The sequence below is a fragment of the Pseudazoarcus sp. NS34 genome, from assembly GCF_059703725.1.
Genome location: NZ_BAAKIZ010000003.1, coordinates 436,591 through 452,822, shown reverse-complemented (window position 1 = coordinate 452,822; position 16,232 = coordinate 436,591). Strand labels below are relative to the sequence as shown.

The window sequence follows — 16,232 nt, the reverse complement described above, 5'->3', positions numbered from 1 at the left end:
GCTTCACGGTTGGCTCTCCCCGGCGGGAGGGCGTTTGGCCGATATGGCCGCCTGGCCCACGGGCACGATGGCATCCACCGCCAGCCCTTTGGGGATCTGGTGGGTGATGAAGATCATGGTGACCTTGCCCTTGAGGCGGTTGATGGTCTGGGCAAAGTGCTCGGCGGTGGCGTGGTCGAGGTTGGATACGGCTTCGTCAAAGAGCAGCACCTTGGGCTGCTTGAGCAACGCGCGGGCGATGGCGATGCGCTGGCGTTGACCGCCCGAGAGGCCCACGCCGTGCTCGCCCAGTTCGGTCTGGTAGCCCTTGGGCAGGGCCTCGATGACCTCGTGGATTTCGGCGGCGCGGCAGGCGGCAACCACTTCGTCGAAACCCGCGTGCGGGTGGGCCATGATGAGGTTGTCGTAGACGGTGCCCGAGAACAGCACGGTCTCCTGCGGCACCACGCCGAAGGCGGCGCGCAGCTCGTTGGCGGCAAGGGTGCGTACGTCCTTGCCGTCTAGCGATACGCGGCCTTCCTGGGCGAGGCGGAAGCCGAGCATGAGCTTGGCGAGCGTGCTCTTGCCGGCGCCCGAAGGGCCGGTGACGATGGTCAGCCGGCCGGGCTCGAAGGCAATGTTGAGACCGCGGTAGAGCCACGGTGCCTCGTCGGCATAGCGGAAGCCGACATCCTCGAAAGCAATGCGGCCGGCTGCGGTGGCGGTGCGTTGCGGCACCAGCGAGTGCGGTTCTTGCGGCATGTCGAGGATGTCGCCGAGGCGTTTGACGGCGATGCTGGCCTGCTGAAATTCCTGCCACAGGCCCACGAGGCGCATCAGCGGCTGCGACAGCCGCGAGGCGAACATCTGGAAGGCCACCAGCATGCCGACCGTGAAACCTTCGTTCTGCATGACGATGAGTGCGCCGAAGATGAGGATCGACAGCGTCATCATCTGTTCAAGCGTGTTGGACGCCACCCCATAGGTGTTGCCCAACTGACGGGTGCGAAAGCCCGCCGCCAGATATTGCGCAAGGTATTCGCCGAAGCGCTTGTCGACCACCGGCTCCATCTGCAGGCTTTTGACCGTGCTCATGCCCGAGATGTATTCGGTGAGAAAGGACTGGTTGCGTGCGCCGAGCAGGAACTGCAGGTTGAGGCGCTGGCGGAACACGGGCACGACGAGCAGACTGATGACGCAGATGGCGAGCAGGATGCCGACCGCGATCAGCGACAGCTGCCAGCTGTAGAAGAACATCACCGCAAGGAAGATGAACAGAAAGGGGATGTCGAGCAGCAGCGTGACGGCAGCGCCGGAGACGAACTCGCGCAGGGTTTCGACGCCTTGCATGCGGGCGACCAGCGTGCCGGTAGGGCGCTGCTCGAACCAGGCTTGCGGCAGGTGCAGCAGGTGGCGGAATACCTGACTGCCCAGAACACCGTCGATGCGGTTGCCGGTGTGCAGCACGAGGTATTGGCGCAGCCAGGTCATGCCGGCCGAGAACATCATGAAAGCAAACAGCGCCACGCCGAGCACGATCAGCGTGCTGTGGGTCTGGTGGGCGATGACCTTGTCGATGATGACCTGGGTGAACAGCGGCGTGGCCAAGCCGACCACCTGGATGGTCAGGCTGGCGATCAGTACGTCGCGCCAGATCGACTTGTGCTTGAGCAACTCAGGGATGAACCACTTGAAGCCGAAGGCGGCCGGCTGGCGGCTGGCCTTGTCGGGTTCGAGGGCGGCCTCCGTCTCAGGAGCATCGGCTGCCGCCACCAGCAGCAGCCAGGGCGTGCAGCGTGCGCGAAGCTGCTCAACCGAGAGGGTGACGGGAGCTTTCTGACCGGGCTCGACAACGGCCAGCGTGTGGCCGTCGCTCTTCACTACGAGCGCGGGGGCGGGGGCGGCAGGTTCGTTGCCCCCGCCCGCCGGCTGCATGAACACCACCGCGGGCATTGGCAGGCCGTGCCACTCGCCATCGGGCCAGGCCACGGCCCGCGCCTTGAGGTCGTGATCTTCGAGGGCTTCGATGAGGGTCGGGAGGTCGAACGGCGGGGCGCAGCGCTTGCGGATCAGCGTGGCATCGAACGGGCGCCGGAACAGCCCCGCAAGGCTGCCGACCACCCATACCAGCGCATCCGCTTCGATGGAGTGTTCAGGTGCGTGAGGCTGGGCCGGCTGGGCGCTGCGCATGCTTTATGCACCTCAGATTTTAAGAGAGGTGCTGAGTATGCGTATGAATTAGTTTAATGTCATTTAAATACTGTGCACTATTCATCGGCGGACAGAACATCAGCCGATTCTGAAGTGATGTCTGCTACTGCAGCGTCAAAAGGTCAGAGGCGAGATCAGCCGGCCGTAGGCGCGGCGCAGTTCCAGTACGGAAGCGATTTTGACGTCGGCGTAGGCCGGCTGCTTCAACCCGCGGCTTACCAGAACCGTCTTCATTCCCAGCCGCTTGGCGGTACGCAGGTTGGCTGGGGAATCCTCAACCAGAATGCAGCGTTCGGCCCGCAAGCGGTGCTCGCGCAGCACATGGCGGAAGGCGCGCACGCCGGGTTTGGGCTCGAAGCGCATGTGTTCGACGGCGAAGACGTCGTCGAAATGGCGGCGGATGCCCATGGCGCGGACGATGGCCTCGACGTATTCGACGGGGCCGTTGGAGAACACGATCTTGCGGCCGGGCAGGCGGCGCAGCATGGCCGAGAGCGCGCGATCGAACACCATCATCTCGTGCAGGCGCTCGAAGCGGTGGGTTTCGCGCAGGAAGTGGCGCGGGTCGGTGCCGTGGTGGCGCATCAGGCCGGTGAGCGTGGCGCCGTAGCGCTGCCAGTAGGCCAGGCGCAAGGCGTTGGCTTCGTCTTCGGGCACGCCGAGATGTTCGGCCAGATAGGCCGTCATGCTGCGGTTGATGTGCGGGAAGATGTGGGCGCTGGCGTTGTGCAGCGTGTTGTCGAGGTCGAACAGCCAGACGGGGTGCATGCGGGTGAGCGCGGGCCGTGTGGCCCGCGCGAGACCGGTCAGATGGCCTGCAGGCCGAGTCGCTGGAACAGTTGCTCGTCGTGGTTGGCTTCGGGGTTGTCGGTGGTGAGCAGACGGTCGCCGTAGAAGATGGAGTTGGCGCCGGCCATGAAGCTCAGGGCCTGCATCTCGTCGCTCATCTGCTGGCGGCCGGCCGACAGGCGCACGACGCTGCCGGGCATGGTGATGCGGGCCACGGCGATGGTGCGCACAAACTCGAAGGGGTCGATGTATTCATTGCCGGCCATCGGCGTGCCGGGAATCGGCACGAGGTTGTTGATGGGCACGGAATCGGGCGCCGGGTTCATGTTGGCGAGCTGGGCGATCATGCTGGCGCGCCCGCGGCGACCTTCGCCCATGCCGACGATGCCGCCGCAGCACACGTTGATGCCGGCATCGCGCACCTTGTCGAGGGTGTCGAGACGGTCGGACATCTTGTGCGTGGTGATCACGTTGCCGTAGAACTCGGGCGCGGTGTCGATGTTGTGGTTGTAGTAATCGAGTCCGGCGTCGGCGAGCTTCTCGGCCTGGCCGTCGCGCAGCATGCCCAGCGTGACGCAGGTTTCAAGCCCGAGCTTCTTGACCTCGCGCACCATGTCGAGCACCGGCTCCAGGTCACGGTCTTTCGGGCCGCGCCAGGCTGCACCCATGCAGAAGCGCGAGGCACCCTTGGCCTTGGCGGCGCGGGCGTGTTCGAGCACTTCGTCCAGCGGCATGAGGCTCTCTTTTTCGAGGCCGGTGTCGTAGCGCGAGGACTGTGAGCAATAGCCGCAATCCTCGGAGCAACCACCGGTCTTGATCGACAGCAGGGTTGAGCGCTGCACGGCATTGGCCGGGAAGTGCTGGCGGTGCACGCTCTGTGCTTCGAAGACGAGATCGAGGAAGGGGCGCTCGAACAGCGCGGCGACGTCAGCGGTGCTCCAGCGGCGGGCCGGTGCCATCTGAGCTGCGGAGGCGCTTGCCTCGGTCTGTTCTGCCAATCCCGTTGTCATTTCAGTATCCTTTGCCAATTCTGCGCGAGTGGCGCATGTTCCGGTCAGGGGGTTCGCTTGTCAAACAGGTCGCGATTCCTGCAGTCCCTTTCCGCACTTGTCTTGCCACAAGCCTGCGAGGTGTGTGGCGTGCGTGGTGCTCACGAGCCGGTTTGCGCTGATTGTGTGAGCGATCTGCCGGGCGCCGCCCAACCGGCCTGTGTGGTGTGCGCCTTGCCCTTGCCGACCGCCGGTGTGTGCGGGCGCTGCCTGCGGCGCCCGCCGAGCTTCGACGCCAGTCGTGCGGTGCTTGCCTACGACTTCCCGGTGGATCGCCTGGTGCAGGCGCTGAAGTATCGTCACCGGCTGGGGCTCGCAGCGTATTTTAGCGGGCTTCTGCTGAACGCAGGCCGGCCGGACGCAGTGGATTGTGTCGTGCCGTTGCCGATGCATCGGCGCGGGCTTTGCGAGCGCGGCTTCAATCAGGCCGTTGAACTGGCGCGGCCGCTGGCGCGAGCCTGGCGGTTGCCGCTGTGGCTGGATGCGGTGCAGCGCACACGGGACGGCCCACCGCAGGCTTCACTGAACGGGCTGGCGCGGCGGCGCAATGTACGCGGTGCCTTCGCCGCCGACCCGCAACGCTTCGGAGGGATGTCCGTGCTGGTGGTCGACGATGTGATGACGACCGGCGCAACGCTGGAGGCGCTGGCGCGTGAACTCAAGCGCGCGGGGGCTGTTCGCGTGGAAAATATCGTCGTCGCGCGCACCTTTGCAGCGCGCTGAGTTACGAGAGAGCCAGATGTTTGATGTTGTTCTGTACCAGCCTGAAATTCCCCCCAACACCGGCAACCTGATCCGCCTCGCGGCGAATACGGGCATCCGCCTGCATCTGGTCGAGCCTTTGGGCTTTGATCTTTCCGACAAGCAGTTGCAGCGCGCAGGGTTGGACTATCACGATCTGGCGCGTGTGACCGTGCATCGCGACTGGGCGGCCTGCTGCGCAGCGTTGGCCGGGCGGCGCATGTTTGCCCTGAGTGTGCGTGGAACACGCAGCTACGCCGAGGTGGCGTTCGCGCCGGACGACGTGTTCGTGTTCGGGCCGGAAACGCGCGGACTGCCGCAGGAACTGCTGGACGAGCTGGGGCCGGATGCGGTGTTGCGCGTTCCGATGATGCCGTCGAACCGCAGCATGAATCTGGCCAATACGGCGGCGGTGCTGGTGTTCGAGGCGTGGCGTCAGCAGGGGTTTGCCGGCGCAGGCTAGGGCGCTTGGCTCAGTCGTGCTCGTGCTTGGGTTCGCGTCCGAGCAGGCGTTCGACGGCTTCGCGCGGGCCGATGTGATCGGTGTGAAGCAGTGCGTCGATAGCCTCGGTGATCGGCAATTCGATGTCCATGCGCTTGGCCAGGCTGGCGGCCGAGCGGGCCGTGGGCACGCCTTCGGCGACGTGCCCCAGATTTTTCAGGATGTCGGGCAGGCTTTCGCCGCGCGCCAGCGCAAGCCCTACGCGGCGGTTGCGCGACAGGTCGCCGGTGCAGGTCAGGATCAGGTCACCCATGCCGGCCAGGCCGGTGAGGGTTTCGGGGCGGGCGCCCAGCGCGACGCCGAGGCGGGTGATCTCGGCCAGGCCGCGTGTGATCAGCGCGGCGCGTGCGTTCAGCCCGAAGCCCATGCCGTCGGAGACTCCGGCGGCGATGGCGATGACGTTCTTCAGCCCGCCGCCGATTTCGGCGCCGATCAGGTCGGAGCCGGCGTAGATGCGGAAGCGCGGCTGGTGCAGCGCACGCACCCAGAAGTCAGCGAAGTCGCGGTTGGCGGAGGCCAGCGTCACAGCGGTGGGCAGGCCGGCGCCGACTTCGGCGGCGAAGCTGGGGCCGGTGAGCACGCCGCACGGGGCGTCCGCGCCGATTTCCTCGAAGACGATTTCATGCGGCATGCGGCCGCTGTCGGCCTCCAGGCCTTTGCAGGCCCAGATCATCGGGATGTCAGGGTGGCCGGCACGCAAAGCCCGCGCGGTGCTGCGCAGGCCGGCCAGCGGCGTGGCGATGAGGTGCAGATCGGCGTGACGAGCGGCGACGTCGAAATCCGGCGTGACCTGCAGGCGCTCGGGGAAGTCGACGCCGGGCAGGTAGGCTTCGTTGCGGCGCGCCCGGCCCATCTCCTCGATCTGGTCGGCTTCACGCGACCACATGATGACGTCGTGGGCGCGGGCAAAGGCCACGGCCAGCGCCGTGCCCCACGAGCCGGCGCCAAATACGCCGATACGCATCAGATCAAAGCCCCCAGACTTCGGTGACTCTGAGATAGCCGACGGTGCCGGATTTGTGTCGAACCTGAATCCAGCCGTCGCTCGGCTCGCCGACCAGATCGAGGACCACATTGCGGACAGCCTCGAAGCTGATGCCCGCGCTGGTTTCCGGCGACTGTCGGGCTACGGCCTTTTCGGTATTGACCATCACCGTGCGCTCGTTGCGCAGTGCGCTGCGCTGAATCCAGTTGATCGAGCCGCTCGGGTCGCGCACCTTGACCCATTGTTCGAGCTCGACGACGACTTCCACCGGCGTGCCCGGGGAGACGATGAACAGCTTGCGGCCCTGTGCCGAGGGCGTTTCGTAGAGCACCGCCGACTCGGCGACGGAGCTGAACTTGAGGGCCGCCTGCGCGCCCGCTGCAGACAGAGCCAGCACGGAGGCGAGGACCAGACTGCGGAGGGTGCGATTGTTCATGATCACTGATCCTGTTCGTCGTTGGAGGCGGCGCCTTGCTGCTTTTGCGACTGGTACAGCGCCTCGAAGTTCACCGGCTGCAGCAGCACCGGCTGGAAGCCGGCGCGGGTCAGGGTGTCGGACACGGTTTCACGCGCATACGGGAAGAGCACGTTGGCGCAGCCGATCATCATCACCGGCTCGAGTTCGGCTTCGGGGATGTTGCGCAGCTGGAAGATGCCGGCCTGGGCGACTTCGACGAGGAACACCGTGCGACCGTCGGGCACGCTGGCAGAGACATTGACCACCAGAACGACCTCGTAGATGCCGTCCTCGACGTTCTTGCCGGTGGTGCTGAACTCGATGTTGAGCTTGGTGTTGTCGAGTTGCAGGTAGATCTGCGGCGCGTGCGGGATCTCCAGCGAGAGATCCTTGACGTAGATTTTTTCGATCGAGAAGACGGGTTGGGCTTGTTCGGTCATTGTCCTGGTCTTGAAGGGTGAGGGTGTCAGTCGGCCGCGCGGGCCAGCAGGGTGTCGAGGCGTCCGGAGCGATCAAGATCGATCAGGTCATCACAGCCGCCCACATGGTAATCGCCAATGAAGATCTGCGGAACCGTGCGCCGGCCGGTGATTTTCATCATCTCGTCGCGCAGCGAAGGATCGAGGTCGACGCGGATCTTCTCCAGCGCGGTAACACCACGGCTGTTGAGCAGTTGTTCGGCGCGGACACAGTAGGGGCACACCGCGCTGGTGTACATGCGAATGTGCGCCGTCATGCCTTCTTGCCTTTGCTGGGTTTGCGTCCGGTGGTCAGCGGGTTGCCGGCCTTTTCCCATTCCATCAGGCCGCCCTTGAGGTTGAAGACCTGGTCGAAGCCGGCCTTCTGCAGCTTGGTGGTGGCGCTGCGCGAACGCGAGCCGCTGGCGCAGCACAGGATGATCGGCGCGGGCTTGAGCTTCTCGATCTCGGGCAAGCGGCGATCAAGTTCGCCGACCGGAATGTGACGTGCGTTCGGGATGTGGCCCTGGGCGTATTCGCCCTGCTCGCGGATGTCGATCACGATGGCGTCATCGCGGTTGATCTTCAGCGTCGCTTCCAGCGGAGAGATGATCGACTTGTTGCCCAGCGTACGAACGGTGTCGACGATGATGAAGGTGAAGGCGGCCAAGGCCAGCGCTACCCACGGGAAATTGCTTTGCAGAAATTCGGCTTCCAATTGGAGAGACTCCGTTGCGGGTGTGAGATGTCAGTCGTCGCGACTGCAGAAGACTTCGCGCATCAGCCCGATCAGCTGTAGCGTGCGCTGGTCGACGACGCGGTAATAGACGCGGTTTGCATCCTTGCGGGTCTGCAGCACGCCCTTGTCTCGCAAGATGGCAAGATGTTGGGAAATGTTGCTTTGCGATGTACCGACCGCGTCAACGATATCCTGTACGCAGACTTCTCCCTCGCCGAGCACGCAAAGGATTTTCAGGCGCAAGGGATGTGCGATGGCCTTTAGGGCGCGCGCAGCAGTCTCGATGTGCTCGTGCTTGTCGATCAACTCGAATATGGATGGGTTGTTCACGGTTGGCATGGCATGTCAGCGTCGAGACAGGGAGACTAGTATAAAATACCGCACCGGACTCAGGCAGCTTGTTCTCGCCGGAGCGCCCGGGATTTTTGCAATTCACTGTCCCGAGACTTCATGTACAAGATCGTTCTGCTGCGCCACGGCGAATCCCTCTGGAACAAGGAAAACCGGTTTACCGGTTGGACCGACGTGGATCTCAGCGAAAAGGGGCTGGCCGAGGCCCATTCAGCCGGCCAGCTGCTCCGCAGGGAAGGCTACTCCTTCGACCGTGCCTATACGTCGGTGCTCAAGCGCGCCATCAAGACCCTCAACGTGGTGCTCGAGGAGCTTGATCAGTTGTGGCTGCCGGTCAAGCATTCCTGGCGCCTCAACGAACGTCACTACGGTGCGCTGCAAGGCCTCAACAAGGCCGAGACGGCTGCGCGTTTCGGCGATGACCAGGTATTGGTGTGGCGCCGTTCCTATGGAACTTCGCCGCCGCCGCTCGAAGACGGTGATGAGCGTCTGAACTGCGACGACCAGCGTTACGCCTCGATGCCGCGCGCCCGCTTCCCGCGGGCGGAGTGTCTGAAAGACACCGTTGCGCGCTTCGTGCCGTACTGGGAAACCACCATCATTCCCGAGATCCTGTCCGGCCAGCGGGTGCTGATCGTGGCCCACGGCAACAGCCTGCGCGCGCTGATCAAGCATCTCGACAGCATTTCCGACAGTGACATCGTCAAGCTCAACATCCCTACCGGTCAGCCGCTGGTGTATGAGCTCGACGCCGATCTGCGTCCGATCCGCAGCTATTACCTTGCCGACGAGGAAACCATCCGCAAGGCCGAGGCTGAGGTGGCGCGTCACGGCGGCCCGCAGGGCTGACCGACGGCCGTGATGGCCCGTCGCCGGTCGCTGTTGCGGTGTGTTGCCCTGGCAGTCGGCCTGATGCTGATGGGCGGCTCGCTTGCGGCTGAACCTTCGATCGATCAGCGGCGCGCCGAGCTGGAAGAGGTGCAGTCGCGCATCCGCAGCCTGGAAGCTGAGATTGTCCGCACCCGTGCATCCCACGGCAAGGAAGCTGAGGCCATGGCCGAGGCCGAGCGGGCGGTATCGGCTTCACGCCGCAAGCTGCGGAGCCTCAGACAGCAACGCAGTACCGCCGAGCGCGAGTTGAGCGCTGCCGAGTCCGAGCGTGAGAAGGTCACGCAGCGGATTGAGGCGCGGCGCGAGGAGCTGGCCTCGCTGCTGCGTCGTCACTACATGCATGGCGGCAGCGACGTTGCTCCATTCCTTTCTGGCGGCGACCCCAATCAAATCGCGCGTGACGCGCACTATCTGGAGCACCTTGGCCGCGCGCGCCTGGAGCTGCTGGATGGTTTGCGAGCCGATCTGCGCGAGCAGGAGCGGCTCGCTACCGAAGCTTCGCTGCGCCGCGACCGGATGGTTGAACTGGAAGGTGCGCAGCGGCAGGAACAGGCACAACTGGAAAAAGTACTGGCGCGCCGGGCGGCGGTCGTGGCCGAGCTTTCCGGTGAATTGCGTGGACAAGAAGGGCAGATCGGCGCCTTGCGCGAAGACCGCCTTCAGCTCGGTCGCGTCATCGATCTGCTGAAGATGCAGGCTGAACGGCGCGCGGCCCCACGGCCGGAGTCTGCGCCGGTCACCAACGTCGACACCGGCCCGCTGGCCGAGGCTGCGCCTGCCGCGCCCTTCGGCAAACTGCGCGGGCGGCTGGGTTTTCCCGTACAGGGCGAACTGGCCGGCCGCTTCGGTGCTCAAAGAGGCGATGGAGGTACCCGCTGGCGGGGCCTGTTCATTCGCGCCAACGACGGCGACGAAGTGCGCGCGGTGGCCGGGGGCGAAGTGGTGTTCTCGGACTGGCTGCGTGGTTATGGCAACCTCATCATTGTCGATCATGGCGATGACTACCTGACGATCTATGGCTACAACGATGCCGTGCTGCGTGTCGTCGGAGAACGCGTCGCGGGCGGTGATGCCATTGCTTACGTTGGTGCAAGCGGAGGGGTGCCGGATTCGGGCTTATACTTCGAGCTCAGGCACAAGGGAGAACCGATCGATCCGCTGGGCTGGATGCGGCGTCGCTGATCCGGGTGCAATCTGAATTCATGGAGTTTTCATGCGTAGCAAGCTACAGAAACTGGGGCTGATCTTTACCGGTCTGGTGGCCGGTGTGTTGATCAGTCTGAACTTTTCGGCAGTGGCCGACCGTACCTCGCCGGCGCCCTTGCCGGTCGAGGAATTACGCGCTTTTGCAGACGTCTTCAATGCCATCAAGCAGGGCTATGTGGAGCCTGTGGAAGACAAGACGCTGATCAATCACGCGATCAGCGGCATGCTCAGCAACCTTGATCCGCATTCCGCCTATCTCGATGCGGAGGCCTTCAAGGAGTTGCGCGAGGGCACGCAAGGCGAATTCGGTGGCCTCGGTATCGAGGTCGGCATGGAAGACGGCTTCGTCAAGGTCGTTTCCCCGATCGAAGATACGCCGGCCTTCCGCGCCGGGGTGCAGGCGGGCGATCTGATCGTCAAGCTTGATGAAACGCCGGTGAAAGGCATGACGCTGAGCGATGCGGTCAAGCGCATGCGCGGCAAGCCCAATACCAGCATTACCCTGACCATCATGCGCAAGGGCGACACGGCTCCGCTCGTCGTGAAGATCACGCGTGAAGTCATCCGCGTGCAGAGCGTGCGTTCCAAGGTGCTTGAGCCGGGCTTCGGTTACCTGCGTGTCGCTCAGTTCCAGGAGAACACGGCTGAATCGGTGGTGGAGCACCTCAATCGCATCGCCAAGGAAGGCCCGCTTACGGGCCTGGTGCTCGACCTGCGCAATGACCCGGGCGGCCTTTTGCATGGCGCGATCGGTGTGTCGGCGGCTTTCCTGCCGCGTGACACTCTGGTGGTGTCGACCGACGGCCGCGCGCCGGACGCGCGTCGTGAGTACCTCGCTACGCCGGAAGACTATCTGCGCGGACGTCGCGATGATTTCCTGCGCCAGCTGCCCGATTACGCCCGCAACGTGCCGATGGTCGTGCTGGTCAACGCCGGTTCGGCTTCGGCGAGCGAGATCGTGGCCGGTGCTCTGCAGGATCACGGTCGGGCCCGCGTGGTCGGTACCCAGACGTTCGGCAAGGGCTCGGTGCAGACCATTCTTCCGCTCAACAGCCAGTCGGCCATCAAACTGACGACTGCGCGCTACTACACGCCCAACGGCCGTTCGATTCAGGCCAAGGGTATCGAGCCGGACATCGTGATCGAGGAAACCGAAAACGGTTCTGCGCGCCGCGTGCGTGAGGCTGATCTGCTCGGTCACTTGATTGGCGCCGACGAGAAGCCGATGGTTGAGGGTGAGGCCGACGGGGTCGTCGCACAGCCCGAGGAGGAGACGCCTTCGCCGCGCTTTGAACTGGGCGGGGCCGACGACTATCAGCTGGGCCAGGCCGTCAAGCTTCTCAAGGGTGAGCAGATCGTCCAGAATAAAAACTGATCGGGCGCACGGGGGCAGGAGCGATGCGGCGGGAAACGGCATACAAGCTGGCGGGCAGGAAGCACGACCATCCGTCGCCCGGGGCAGGGCTGGTCAAAGAGCGCGAGCTGCGCTTTGCCGCATCGCCAGCTGGCCAGCTTGAGCGCGCGCGCGAAGCCCTGCTCACGCTCAAAGGGGTGTATGTCCTGGACGGCCCTGCAGCCTGTTCCTTGTGTGTCCAGTATTCGATCCTCGATTACTCGTTGGAGATGCTTGAGGATGCGCTGCGCGACGCCGGCTACCATCTCGACAACAGCCTGTACGCCAAGCTCGTGCGCGCCATCGTGTATTTCTGCGAGGAAACCCAGCGTCACAACCTGCTCTCGCCCGAGCGTCTGATCAAGAAATCCAACGAGGTCTACATCAAGGTCTACGACCAGCATCCACACGGCGATCATGACGATACGCCGGTGGAGCTGCGCGACTACAAGTAGGCTTTTGCCGTCGCTCCGGCGCGTCCTCTGCATTGCTCCTCAGCCCATGAACGACGATCAACTCCTGCGTTACAGCCGCCACATCCTGCTGCCTGAAATTGGTGTGGAGGGGCAGGAAGCGCTGCTCGCCGCACGCGTGCTGGTGCTTGGCGCCGGTGGGCTGGGCTCGCCGGCGTCGATGTATCTGGTCAGCGCGGGGGTCGGTACGCTGGTGTTGGCCGACGATGACACGGTCGATCTGACCAACCTGCAGCGCCAGATTCTGCATACCGCCGAGAGTGTGGGTGACTTCAAGGTTGCCTCGGGCGAGCGTACGCTGCACCGCATGAACCCCGAGGCGCGCGTTGAGACCTTGGCGATGCGGCTTGAGGGCAGCGCGCTCGACGAGCAGGTGGCGATGGCCGATGTGGTGCTCGACTGCAGCGACAATTTTGCCACCCGCCACGCCGTCAATCGTGCCTGTGTGCGCCACCGCGTGCCACTGGTGTCGGGCGCGGCAATCCGTTTCGATGGGCAGATTTCGGTTTTCGATCTGCGCAATGACGGGCCGTGCTACCACTGCCTGTTCCCGGAAGGGGAGGACGTCGAGGAAGTGCGTTGCGCGGTAATGGGTGTGTTCGCGCCGCTCACCGGCATCGTCGGGGCGACGCAGGCGGCTGAGGCGCTCAAGCTCATCATCGGCTGTGGCACATCGCTCGCTGGGCGGCTGCTGCTGCTCGACGGGCTGCGCATGGAGTGGCGCAGCATCGGTGTGGTGCGCGACCCCGATTGCGCAGTGTGCGCGGCCGCGCACGCGGCCGTTTGACTTGATCTAGACCAGAATCTCGCGCGGAGCCGGATGCCCGAGGAAGGCCTGCGGGCTGGCCGTGGCACCGTAGGCGCCGGACTGGAATACCACCACGAAGTCGCCCGGCATGGCCTCTGGCAGCAGCATGCGGTCGGCCAGCAGGTCCAGCGGCGTGCACAGCGGCCCGACCACATTTACCGGATCGCCAGCGGCCTCGTTCATGCGGGTGCCGATGGCTACCGGGAAGTTCTTGCGCAGTACCTGACCGAAATTGCCCGATGCGGCGAGGTGATGGTTCAACCCGCCGTCGCAGATCAGGAAAGTCTGGCCACGGGACACCTTGCGATCGACCACCCGACACACGTAGATGCCGGCCTCGCCAACCAGATAGCGGCCGAGTTCCAGCGCGAGCCGCGCGCCTGGCATGCGATGGGCAGCTTCAGCCGAGAGTGTGGCGAGGTTGTCGCCGACCGGCGCGAGGTCAAGTCGCGTGTCGCCCGGGAAGTAGGGGATGCCGAAACCGCCGCCGAGGTTGATGATGCGAGGCGATGCCGGAGCCTCGTCACTCAGGCGCAGCGCGAGCTCGAAGGACAGGCGCTGGGCTTCGATGATGGCTTCGGCGCGCAGGTTCTGCGAACCAGCGAAGATGTGGAAGCCCTCAAAAGCCAGCCCCAGCGTGGCGATTTCTCCGAGCAGAGCGGGTACGTCTTCGGCGTCCACGCCGAACTGCTTGGCGCCACCGCCCATGCGCATGCCGGAGCTTTTCAGCTCGAAATCCGGATTGACGCGCACTGCCACGCGCGCTGGCCAACCCGTGCTTGCCGAGATGTCCGACAGTTCATGCGCCTCGCGTAGCGACTCGATATTCAGCAACACGCCCGCAGCAACTGCCTGCTGCAGCTCCTCGCGCGATTTCCCCGGCCCTGCAAAACTGATGTTGTGGGGGGCGCAGCCGGCGTTCAACGCCACGTCGAGCTCGCCTGCCGAGGCCACGTCCAACCCGTCGACCTGCGTAGCCAGGTGTTGCACCAGTGCAGGCATCGGGTTGGATTTGATGGCGTAGTGCAGTTCTACGGTGCCGGGCAGGGCCGTGCGCAACTCTGCTACGCGAACGTCGAGGAGGGCTCGGTCGTAGGCGAAGAAGGGCGTGCCGCCGGCCCGCGCAGCCAGCCGTGAAAGCGCAATGCCGCCGACCAGCAGTTCGTTGCCAGAGCAGGCAAACTGATTCATCGGTGCGTGTACGGGCACCGGGCGTGGTTCGTTCATCAGGATTCCTCTCCGGCCGCGGCGGTCAAGGCCTTGCGGTCGATCTTGCCATTGGGGTTGCGCGGCAGTGGGCCTTTGCGCACTTCGACGCGGCTCGGCACCATGTAGGCCGGCATGCGCGTGCGGCATTCGGCAAGCAAAGCATCGCAGTCTACCGGCTCATCGCCGGCGGGCGTAACAACCGCCTGGATGACCTGACCCAGCGTCGGGTCAGGGATGCCGAAGGCCACGCATTCGCCCACCATGCGCGTGGCGTACAGCACTTCTTCGATTTCAGTGGGGCTGACGCGGTAGCCGGACGTCTTGATCATCTCGTCTCGGCGCCCGATGAAGTAGAAGTAGCCATCGTCGTCGCGCCGCACGGTGTCGCCCGAGAACACGGCAATTTCCGGCAGCACCAGGCCATCGCAACGACACGACAGATGCGTGGGCAGCGGGCGGAAGCGTTCGGCTGTCTTCTCGGTATCGTTCCAGTACCCCATGGCGACCAGCGGCCCGCGTTGTACGAGTTCGCCAGGCTCGTGCGGCGCGCACTCCGAGCCGTCCTCGCGCAGCACCAGTACCTCGGCATTGGGGATGGCCTTGCCGATGGAGTGTGGGCGCAGGTCGGCTTGCTCGGGAGGCAGATAGGTGGCGCGAAACGCCTCGGTCAGGCCGTACATCAGAAACGGGCGCGTGCGCGGCAGCTTGCTGCGCAACGCGCGCAAGGCATCAAGCGGCATGCGCCCGCCGGTGGTGGCGAAGTAGCGCAGGTGTTCGTCCGTGCCGTCCGGCCAGTCCAGCCGCGCGAGCTGGATCCACAGTGGGGGAACGGCCGTCAGGCCGGTGACGCGCTCGCGTGTCACCGTCTTGAGCACGTCGCGCGGCAGCAGGTAGTTGAGCAGCACTACGCGCGCGCCGACATGGAATGCCGTGGTGAGCTGCGAAAAACCGGCGTCAAAGGACAGCGGCAATGCCGCCAGCAGTACGTCGTCCGGCTGGTTGTCGAGGTATTGGGCAACGCTCTGCGCCCCCGCAATCAGGTTGCGATGCGATAGCACTACGCCCTTGGGCCGTCCGGTGCTGCCGGACGTGTACAGAATGGCCGCCATGTCGCTGTCGATGATGCGGCTGGCCGGTCGGCGGGGCGGGGCGTCGAGCAGTTCCTGCCAGCGGTGCGTACTCACGCCCTCGAAGCGGGGCAGCTGCTCGATCGAGCCGGTGACCACCACCTGCCGCAAGTCATGACAGCCGGCGAGCGTCGCTTCGAGTAGCGGCAGCCGTTCGGCGCTGGTGATGAGCACACGCACGTTGCAGTCGCGCAGGATGTAGCCGACCTGCTCGGGCTTGAGCAGTGGGTTGAGTGGTACGAAGGTGCCGCTTGCTGCGGTGGCGCCGAAGGCCGCTGCGACGAACTCCGGCCGCTTGTCGAGATAGATCGCAATACGCTCTCCGCGCGCCAGCCCGAACGCGGTCAAGCCGCTGGCAACGCTCTCGCACAATGTGGCAAGTTCGGCGTATTGCAGCGTGTGCGCGCTAGTCGTGAGGGCGGCATCGTCGCCCGCGCGCATGGCTGCGGTAAGCAGGAGTTCGTGCAGCAGGGTCGTGCTGTTCATGCGGTTCCGTCGGGCTGGTCTGGGCGCGGAGCCGGCCGCGCACGAACTTGCAAGTATAATGCGCGATTTGCCGTCGCCTGGGCGCCGCGTCCGGCAGCCCGCGAATGAGTAATGAGGTCCAAGACTTGAACACCCTGCAGAACGTGTTGCAATTGCTTGATGAAGTGCTGGCGCTCGATGGGCGCGGCTTGCGCTTCACGTCCGACACGCCGTTGCTGGGCAGCGTGCCGGAGCTCGATTCGATGGCTGTGCTGGCCGTGATTCAGGAAATCGAAATCCGCTTCGGCATCGAAGTCCCCGATGACGAGGTCGACGGCAGCTCCTTTGAAACGGTCGGCACCGTAGTCGAATTCGTCGACCGCCTCTCCCCCGTCTGAA

Annotated in this window: 19 protein-coding genes; 8 read left to right on the top strand and 11 right to left on the bottom strand. The window is 64.7% G+C overall.

Translation table 11 applies throughout. The features are described 5' to 3' along the window. Positions 1-3: 3 nt before the first annotated feature. The 3 genes from AC6H0N_RS12295 to bioB form a co-directional block, all read right to left on the bottom strand. Entirely contained in the window at positions 4-2,169 is a 2,166-nt protein-coding gene (locus tag AC6H0N_RS12295; RefSeq protein WP_497574400.1) for a peptidase domain-containing ABC transporter, read from the bottom strand. A gap of 135 nt (positions 2,170-2,304) precedes the next feature. Further along, the gene (locus tag AC6H0N_RS12290; protein WP_497574399.1) at positions 2,305-2,958 is read right to left on the bottom strand and encodes a pyrimidine 5'-nucleotidase; all 654 of its coding nucleotides are present in this window, start codon (positions 2,956-2,958) and stop codon (positions 2,305-2,307) included. A 38-nt stretch (positions 2,959-2,996) separates the two neighbouring features. Continuing rightward, positions 2,997-3,938 (bottom strand): biotin synthase BioB, encoded by a 942-nt coding sequence (bioB, locus tag AC6H0N_RS12285; protein ID WP_497574599.1) that lies wholly within the window; start codon positions 3,936-3,938, stop codon positions 2,997-2,999. 108 nt (positions 3,939-4,046) lie between these two features. Between bioB and AC6H0N_RS12280 the strand changes: the two genes are divergently transcribed. Both AC6H0N_RS12280 and AC6H0N_RS12275 read left to right on the top strand, forming a co-directional pair. Continuing rightward, positions 4,047-4,751: a double zinc ribbon domain-containing protein gene (locus AC6H0N_RS12280; protein ID WP_497574398.1), complete on the top strand. Its 705-nt coding sequence runs from the start codon at positions 4,047-4,049 to the stop codon at positions 4,749-4,751. 16 nt (positions 4,752-4,767) lie between these two features. After that, a complete protein-coding gene (locus AC6H0N_RS12275; protein ID WP_497574397.1) occupies positions 4,768-5,232 on the top strand; it encodes a tRNA (cytidine(34)-2'-O)-methyltransferase in 465 nt (154 codons plus the stop codon). A gap of 10 nt (positions 5,233-5,242) precedes the next feature. Here the strand turns inward: AC6H0N_RS12275 and AC6H0N_RS12270 are convergent, their stop codons facing one another. Genes AC6H0N_RS12270 through AC6H0N_RS12245 form a run of 6 tightly spaced genes read right to left on the bottom strand, consistent with a single transcriptional unit; the run spans position 5,243 to position 8,249 of the window. Further along, a complete protein-coding gene (locus tag AC6H0N_RS12270; protein WP_497574396.1) occupies positions 5,243-6,235 on the bottom strand; it encodes an NAD(P)H-dependent glycerol-3-phosphate dehydrogenase in 993 nt (330 codons plus the stop codon). Positions 6,236-6,239: 4 nt separating this feature from the next. Next, positions 6,240-6,692 (bottom strand): SH3 domain-containing protein, encoded by a 453-nt coding sequence (locus AC6H0N_RS12265; protein WP_497574395.1) that lies wholly within the window; start codon positions 6,690-6,692, stop codon positions 6,240-6,242. 2 nt (positions 6,693-6,694) lie between these two features. Then, positions 6,695-7,153, bottom strand: coding sequence for a protein-export chaperone SecB (gene secB / locus AC6H0N_RS12260; protein WP_497574394.1), 459 nt, complete (start codon positions 7,151-7,153; stop codon positions 6,695-6,697). Between the two features lie 26 nt (positions 7,154-7,179). After that, complete coding sequence (gene grxC, locus AC6H0N_RS12255; RefSeq protein WP_497574393.1) at positions 7,180-7,449, bottom strand: glutaredoxin 3; 270 nt, start codon at positions 7,447-7,449, stop codon at positions 7,180-7,182. Continuing rightward, the gene (locus AC6H0N_RS12250) at positions 7,446-7,889 is read right to left on the bottom strand and encodes a rhodanese-like domain-containing protein (RefSeq protein WP_497574392.1); all 444 of its coding nucleotides are present in this window, start codon (positions 7,887-7,889) and stop codon (positions 7,446-7,448) included. Before AC6H0N_RS12250 ends, grxC begins: the two co-directional genes overlap by 4 nt. Before the next feature lie 30 nt (positions 7,890-7,919). After that, entirely contained in the window at positions 7,920-8,249 is a 330-nt protein-coding gene (locus tag AC6H0N_RS12245) for an ArsR/SmtB family transcription factor (protein WP_497574391.1), read from the bottom strand. Positions 8,250-8,360: 111 nt separating this feature from the next. On the opposite strand from AC6H0N_RS12245, the gene gpmA reads away from it, so the two are divergent. The 5 genes from gpmA to AC6H0N_RS12220 are packed head-to-tail and all read left to right on the top strand — an operon-like array spanning position 8,361 to position 13,011. Beyond that, complete coding sequence (gpmA, locus tag AC6H0N_RS12240; RefSeq protein ID WP_497574390.1) at positions 8,361-9,110, top strand: 2,3-diphosphoglycerate-dependent phosphoglycerate mutase; 750 nt, start codon at positions 8,361-8,363, stop codon at positions 9,108-9,110. A 12-nt stretch (positions 9,111-9,122) separates the two neighbouring features. Then, a complete protein-coding gene (locus tag AC6H0N_RS12235; protein ID WP_497574389.1) occupies positions 9,123-10,334 on the top strand; it encodes a murein hydrolase activator EnvC family protein in 1,212 nt (403 codons plus the stop codon). Between the two features lie 31 nt (positions 10,335-10,365). Further along, positions 10,366-11,733 (top strand): S41 family peptidase, encoded by a 1,368-nt coding sequence (locus AC6H0N_RS12230; protein ID WP_497574388.1) that lies wholly within the window; start codon positions 10,366-10,368, stop codon positions 11,731-11,733. A gap of 23 nt (positions 11,734-11,756) precedes the next feature. Further along, positions 11,757-12,206 (top strand): hypothetical protein, encoded by a 450-nt coding sequence (locus AC6H0N_RS12225; RefSeq protein ID WP_497574387.1) that lies wholly within the window; start codon positions 11,757-11,759, stop codon positions 12,204-12,206. Between the two features lie 46 nt (positions 12,207-12,252). Continuing rightward, positions 12,253-13,011: a HesA/MoeB/ThiF family protein gene (locus AC6H0N_RS12220; RefSeq protein WP_497574386.1), complete on the top strand. Its 759-nt coding sequence runs from the start codon at positions 12,253-12,255 to the stop codon at positions 13,009-13,011. Positions 13,012-13,017: 6 nt separating this feature from the next. Here AC6H0N_RS12220 and AC6H0N_RS12215 read toward each other — a convergent pair whose 3' ends face one another. Beyond that, entirely contained in the window at positions 13,018-14,259 is a 1,242-nt protein-coding gene (locus AC6H0N_RS12215; protein ID WP_497574385.1) for a pyridoxal-dependent decarboxylase, exosortase A system-associated, read from the bottom strand. Then, positions 14,259-15,854 carry an acyl-CoA ligase (AMP-forming), exosortase A system-associated gene (locus AC6H0N_RS12210; RefSeq protein WP_497574384.1) on the bottom strand — a complete coding sequence of 532 codons (1,596 nt, stop codon included), beginning with the start codon at positions 15,852-15,854 and terminating at the stop codon, positions 14,259-14,261. The genes AC6H0N_RS12215 and AC6H0N_RS12210 overlap by 1 nt, the downstream gene beginning before the upstream one ends. Positions 15,855-15,958: 104 nt before the next feature. Here AC6H0N_RS12210 and AC6H0N_RS12205 point away from each other — a divergent pair, with 104 nt between their 5' ends. Further along, positions 15,959-16,231: a phosphopantetheine-binding protein gene (locus tag AC6H0N_RS12205; protein WP_497574383.1), complete on the top strand. Its 273-nt coding sequence runs from the start codon at positions 15,959-15,961 to the stop codon at positions 16,229-16,231. Position 16,232 lies beyond the last annotated feature (1 nt).

What these genes read in the sequence shown, in the direction of transcription:
- AC6H0N_RS12295 (WP_497574400.1), bottom strand. Translation starts at nt 2,169, where the DNA reads ATGCGCAGCGCCCAGCCGGCCCAGCCTCACGCACCTGAACACTCCATC.
- AC6H0N_RS12290 (WP_497574399.1), bottom strand. Translation starts at nt 2,958, where the DNA reads ATGCACCCCGTCTGGCTGTTCGACCTCGACAACACGCTGCACAACGCC.
- bioB (WP_497574599.1), bottom strand. Translation starts at nt 3,938, where the DNA reads ATGGCACCGGCCCGCCGCTGGAGCACCGCTGACGTCGCCGCGCTGTTC.
- AC6H0N_RS12275 (WP_497574397.1), top strand. Translation starts at nt 4,768, where the DNA reads ATGTTTGATGTTGTTCTGTACCAGCCTGAAATTCCCCCCAACACCGGC.
- AC6H0N_RS12270 (WP_497574396.1), bottom strand. Translation starts at nt 6,235, where the DNA reads ATGCGTATCGGCGTATTTGGCGCCGGCTCGTGGGGCACGGCGCTGGCC.
- AC6H0N_RS12265 (WP_497574395.1), bottom strand. Translation starts at nt 6,692, where the DNA reads ATGAACAATCGCACCCTCCGCAGTCTGGTCCTCGCCTCCGTGCTGGCT.
- secB (WP_497574394.1), bottom strand. Translation starts at nt 7,153, where the DNA reads ATGACCGAACAAGCCCAACCCGTCTTCTCGATCGAAAAAATCTACGTC.
- grxC (WP_497574393.1), bottom strand. Translation starts at nt 7,449, where the DNA reads ATGACGGCGCACATTCGCATGTACACCAGCGCGGTGTGCCCCTACTGT.
- AC6H0N_RS12245 (WP_497574391.1), bottom strand. Translation starts at nt 8,249, where the DNA reads ATGCCAACCGTGAACAACCCATCCATATTCGAGTTGATCGACAAGCAC.
- gpmA (WP_497574390.1), top strand. Translation starts at nt 8,361, where the DNA reads ATGTACAAGATCGTTCTGCTGCGCCACGGCGAATCCCTCTGGAACAAG.
- AC6H0N_RS12235 (WP_497574389.1), top strand. Translation starts at nt 9,123, where the DNA reads ATGGCCCGTCGCCGGTCGCTGTTGCGGTGTGTTGCCCTGGCAGTCGGC.
- AC6H0N_RS12230 (WP_497574388.1), top strand. Translation starts at nt 10,366, where the DNA reads ATGCGTAGCAAGCTACAGAAACTGGGGCTGATCTTTACCGGTCTGGTG.
- AC6H0N_RS12225 (WP_497574387.1), top strand. Translation starts at nt 11,757, where the DNA reads ATGCGGCGGGAAACGGCATACAAGCTGGCGGGCAGGAAGCACGACCAT.
- AC6H0N_RS12220 (WP_497574386.1), top strand. Translation starts at nt 12,253, where the DNA reads ATGAACGACGATCAACTCCTGCGTTACAGCCGCCACATCCTGCTGCCT.
- AC6H0N_RS12215 (WP_497574385.1), bottom strand. Translation starts at nt 14,259, where the DNA reads ATGAACGAACCACGCCCGGTGCCCGTACACGCACCGATGAATCAGTTT.
- AC6H0N_RS12210 (WP_497574384.1), bottom strand. Translation starts at nt 15,854, where the DNA reads ATGAACAGCACGACCCTGCTGCACGAACTCCTGCTTACCGCAGCCATG.
- AC6H0N_RS12205 (WP_497574383.1), top strand. Translation starts at nt 15,959, where the DNA reads ATGAGTAATGAGGTCCAAGACTTGAACACCCTGCAGAACGTGTTGCAA.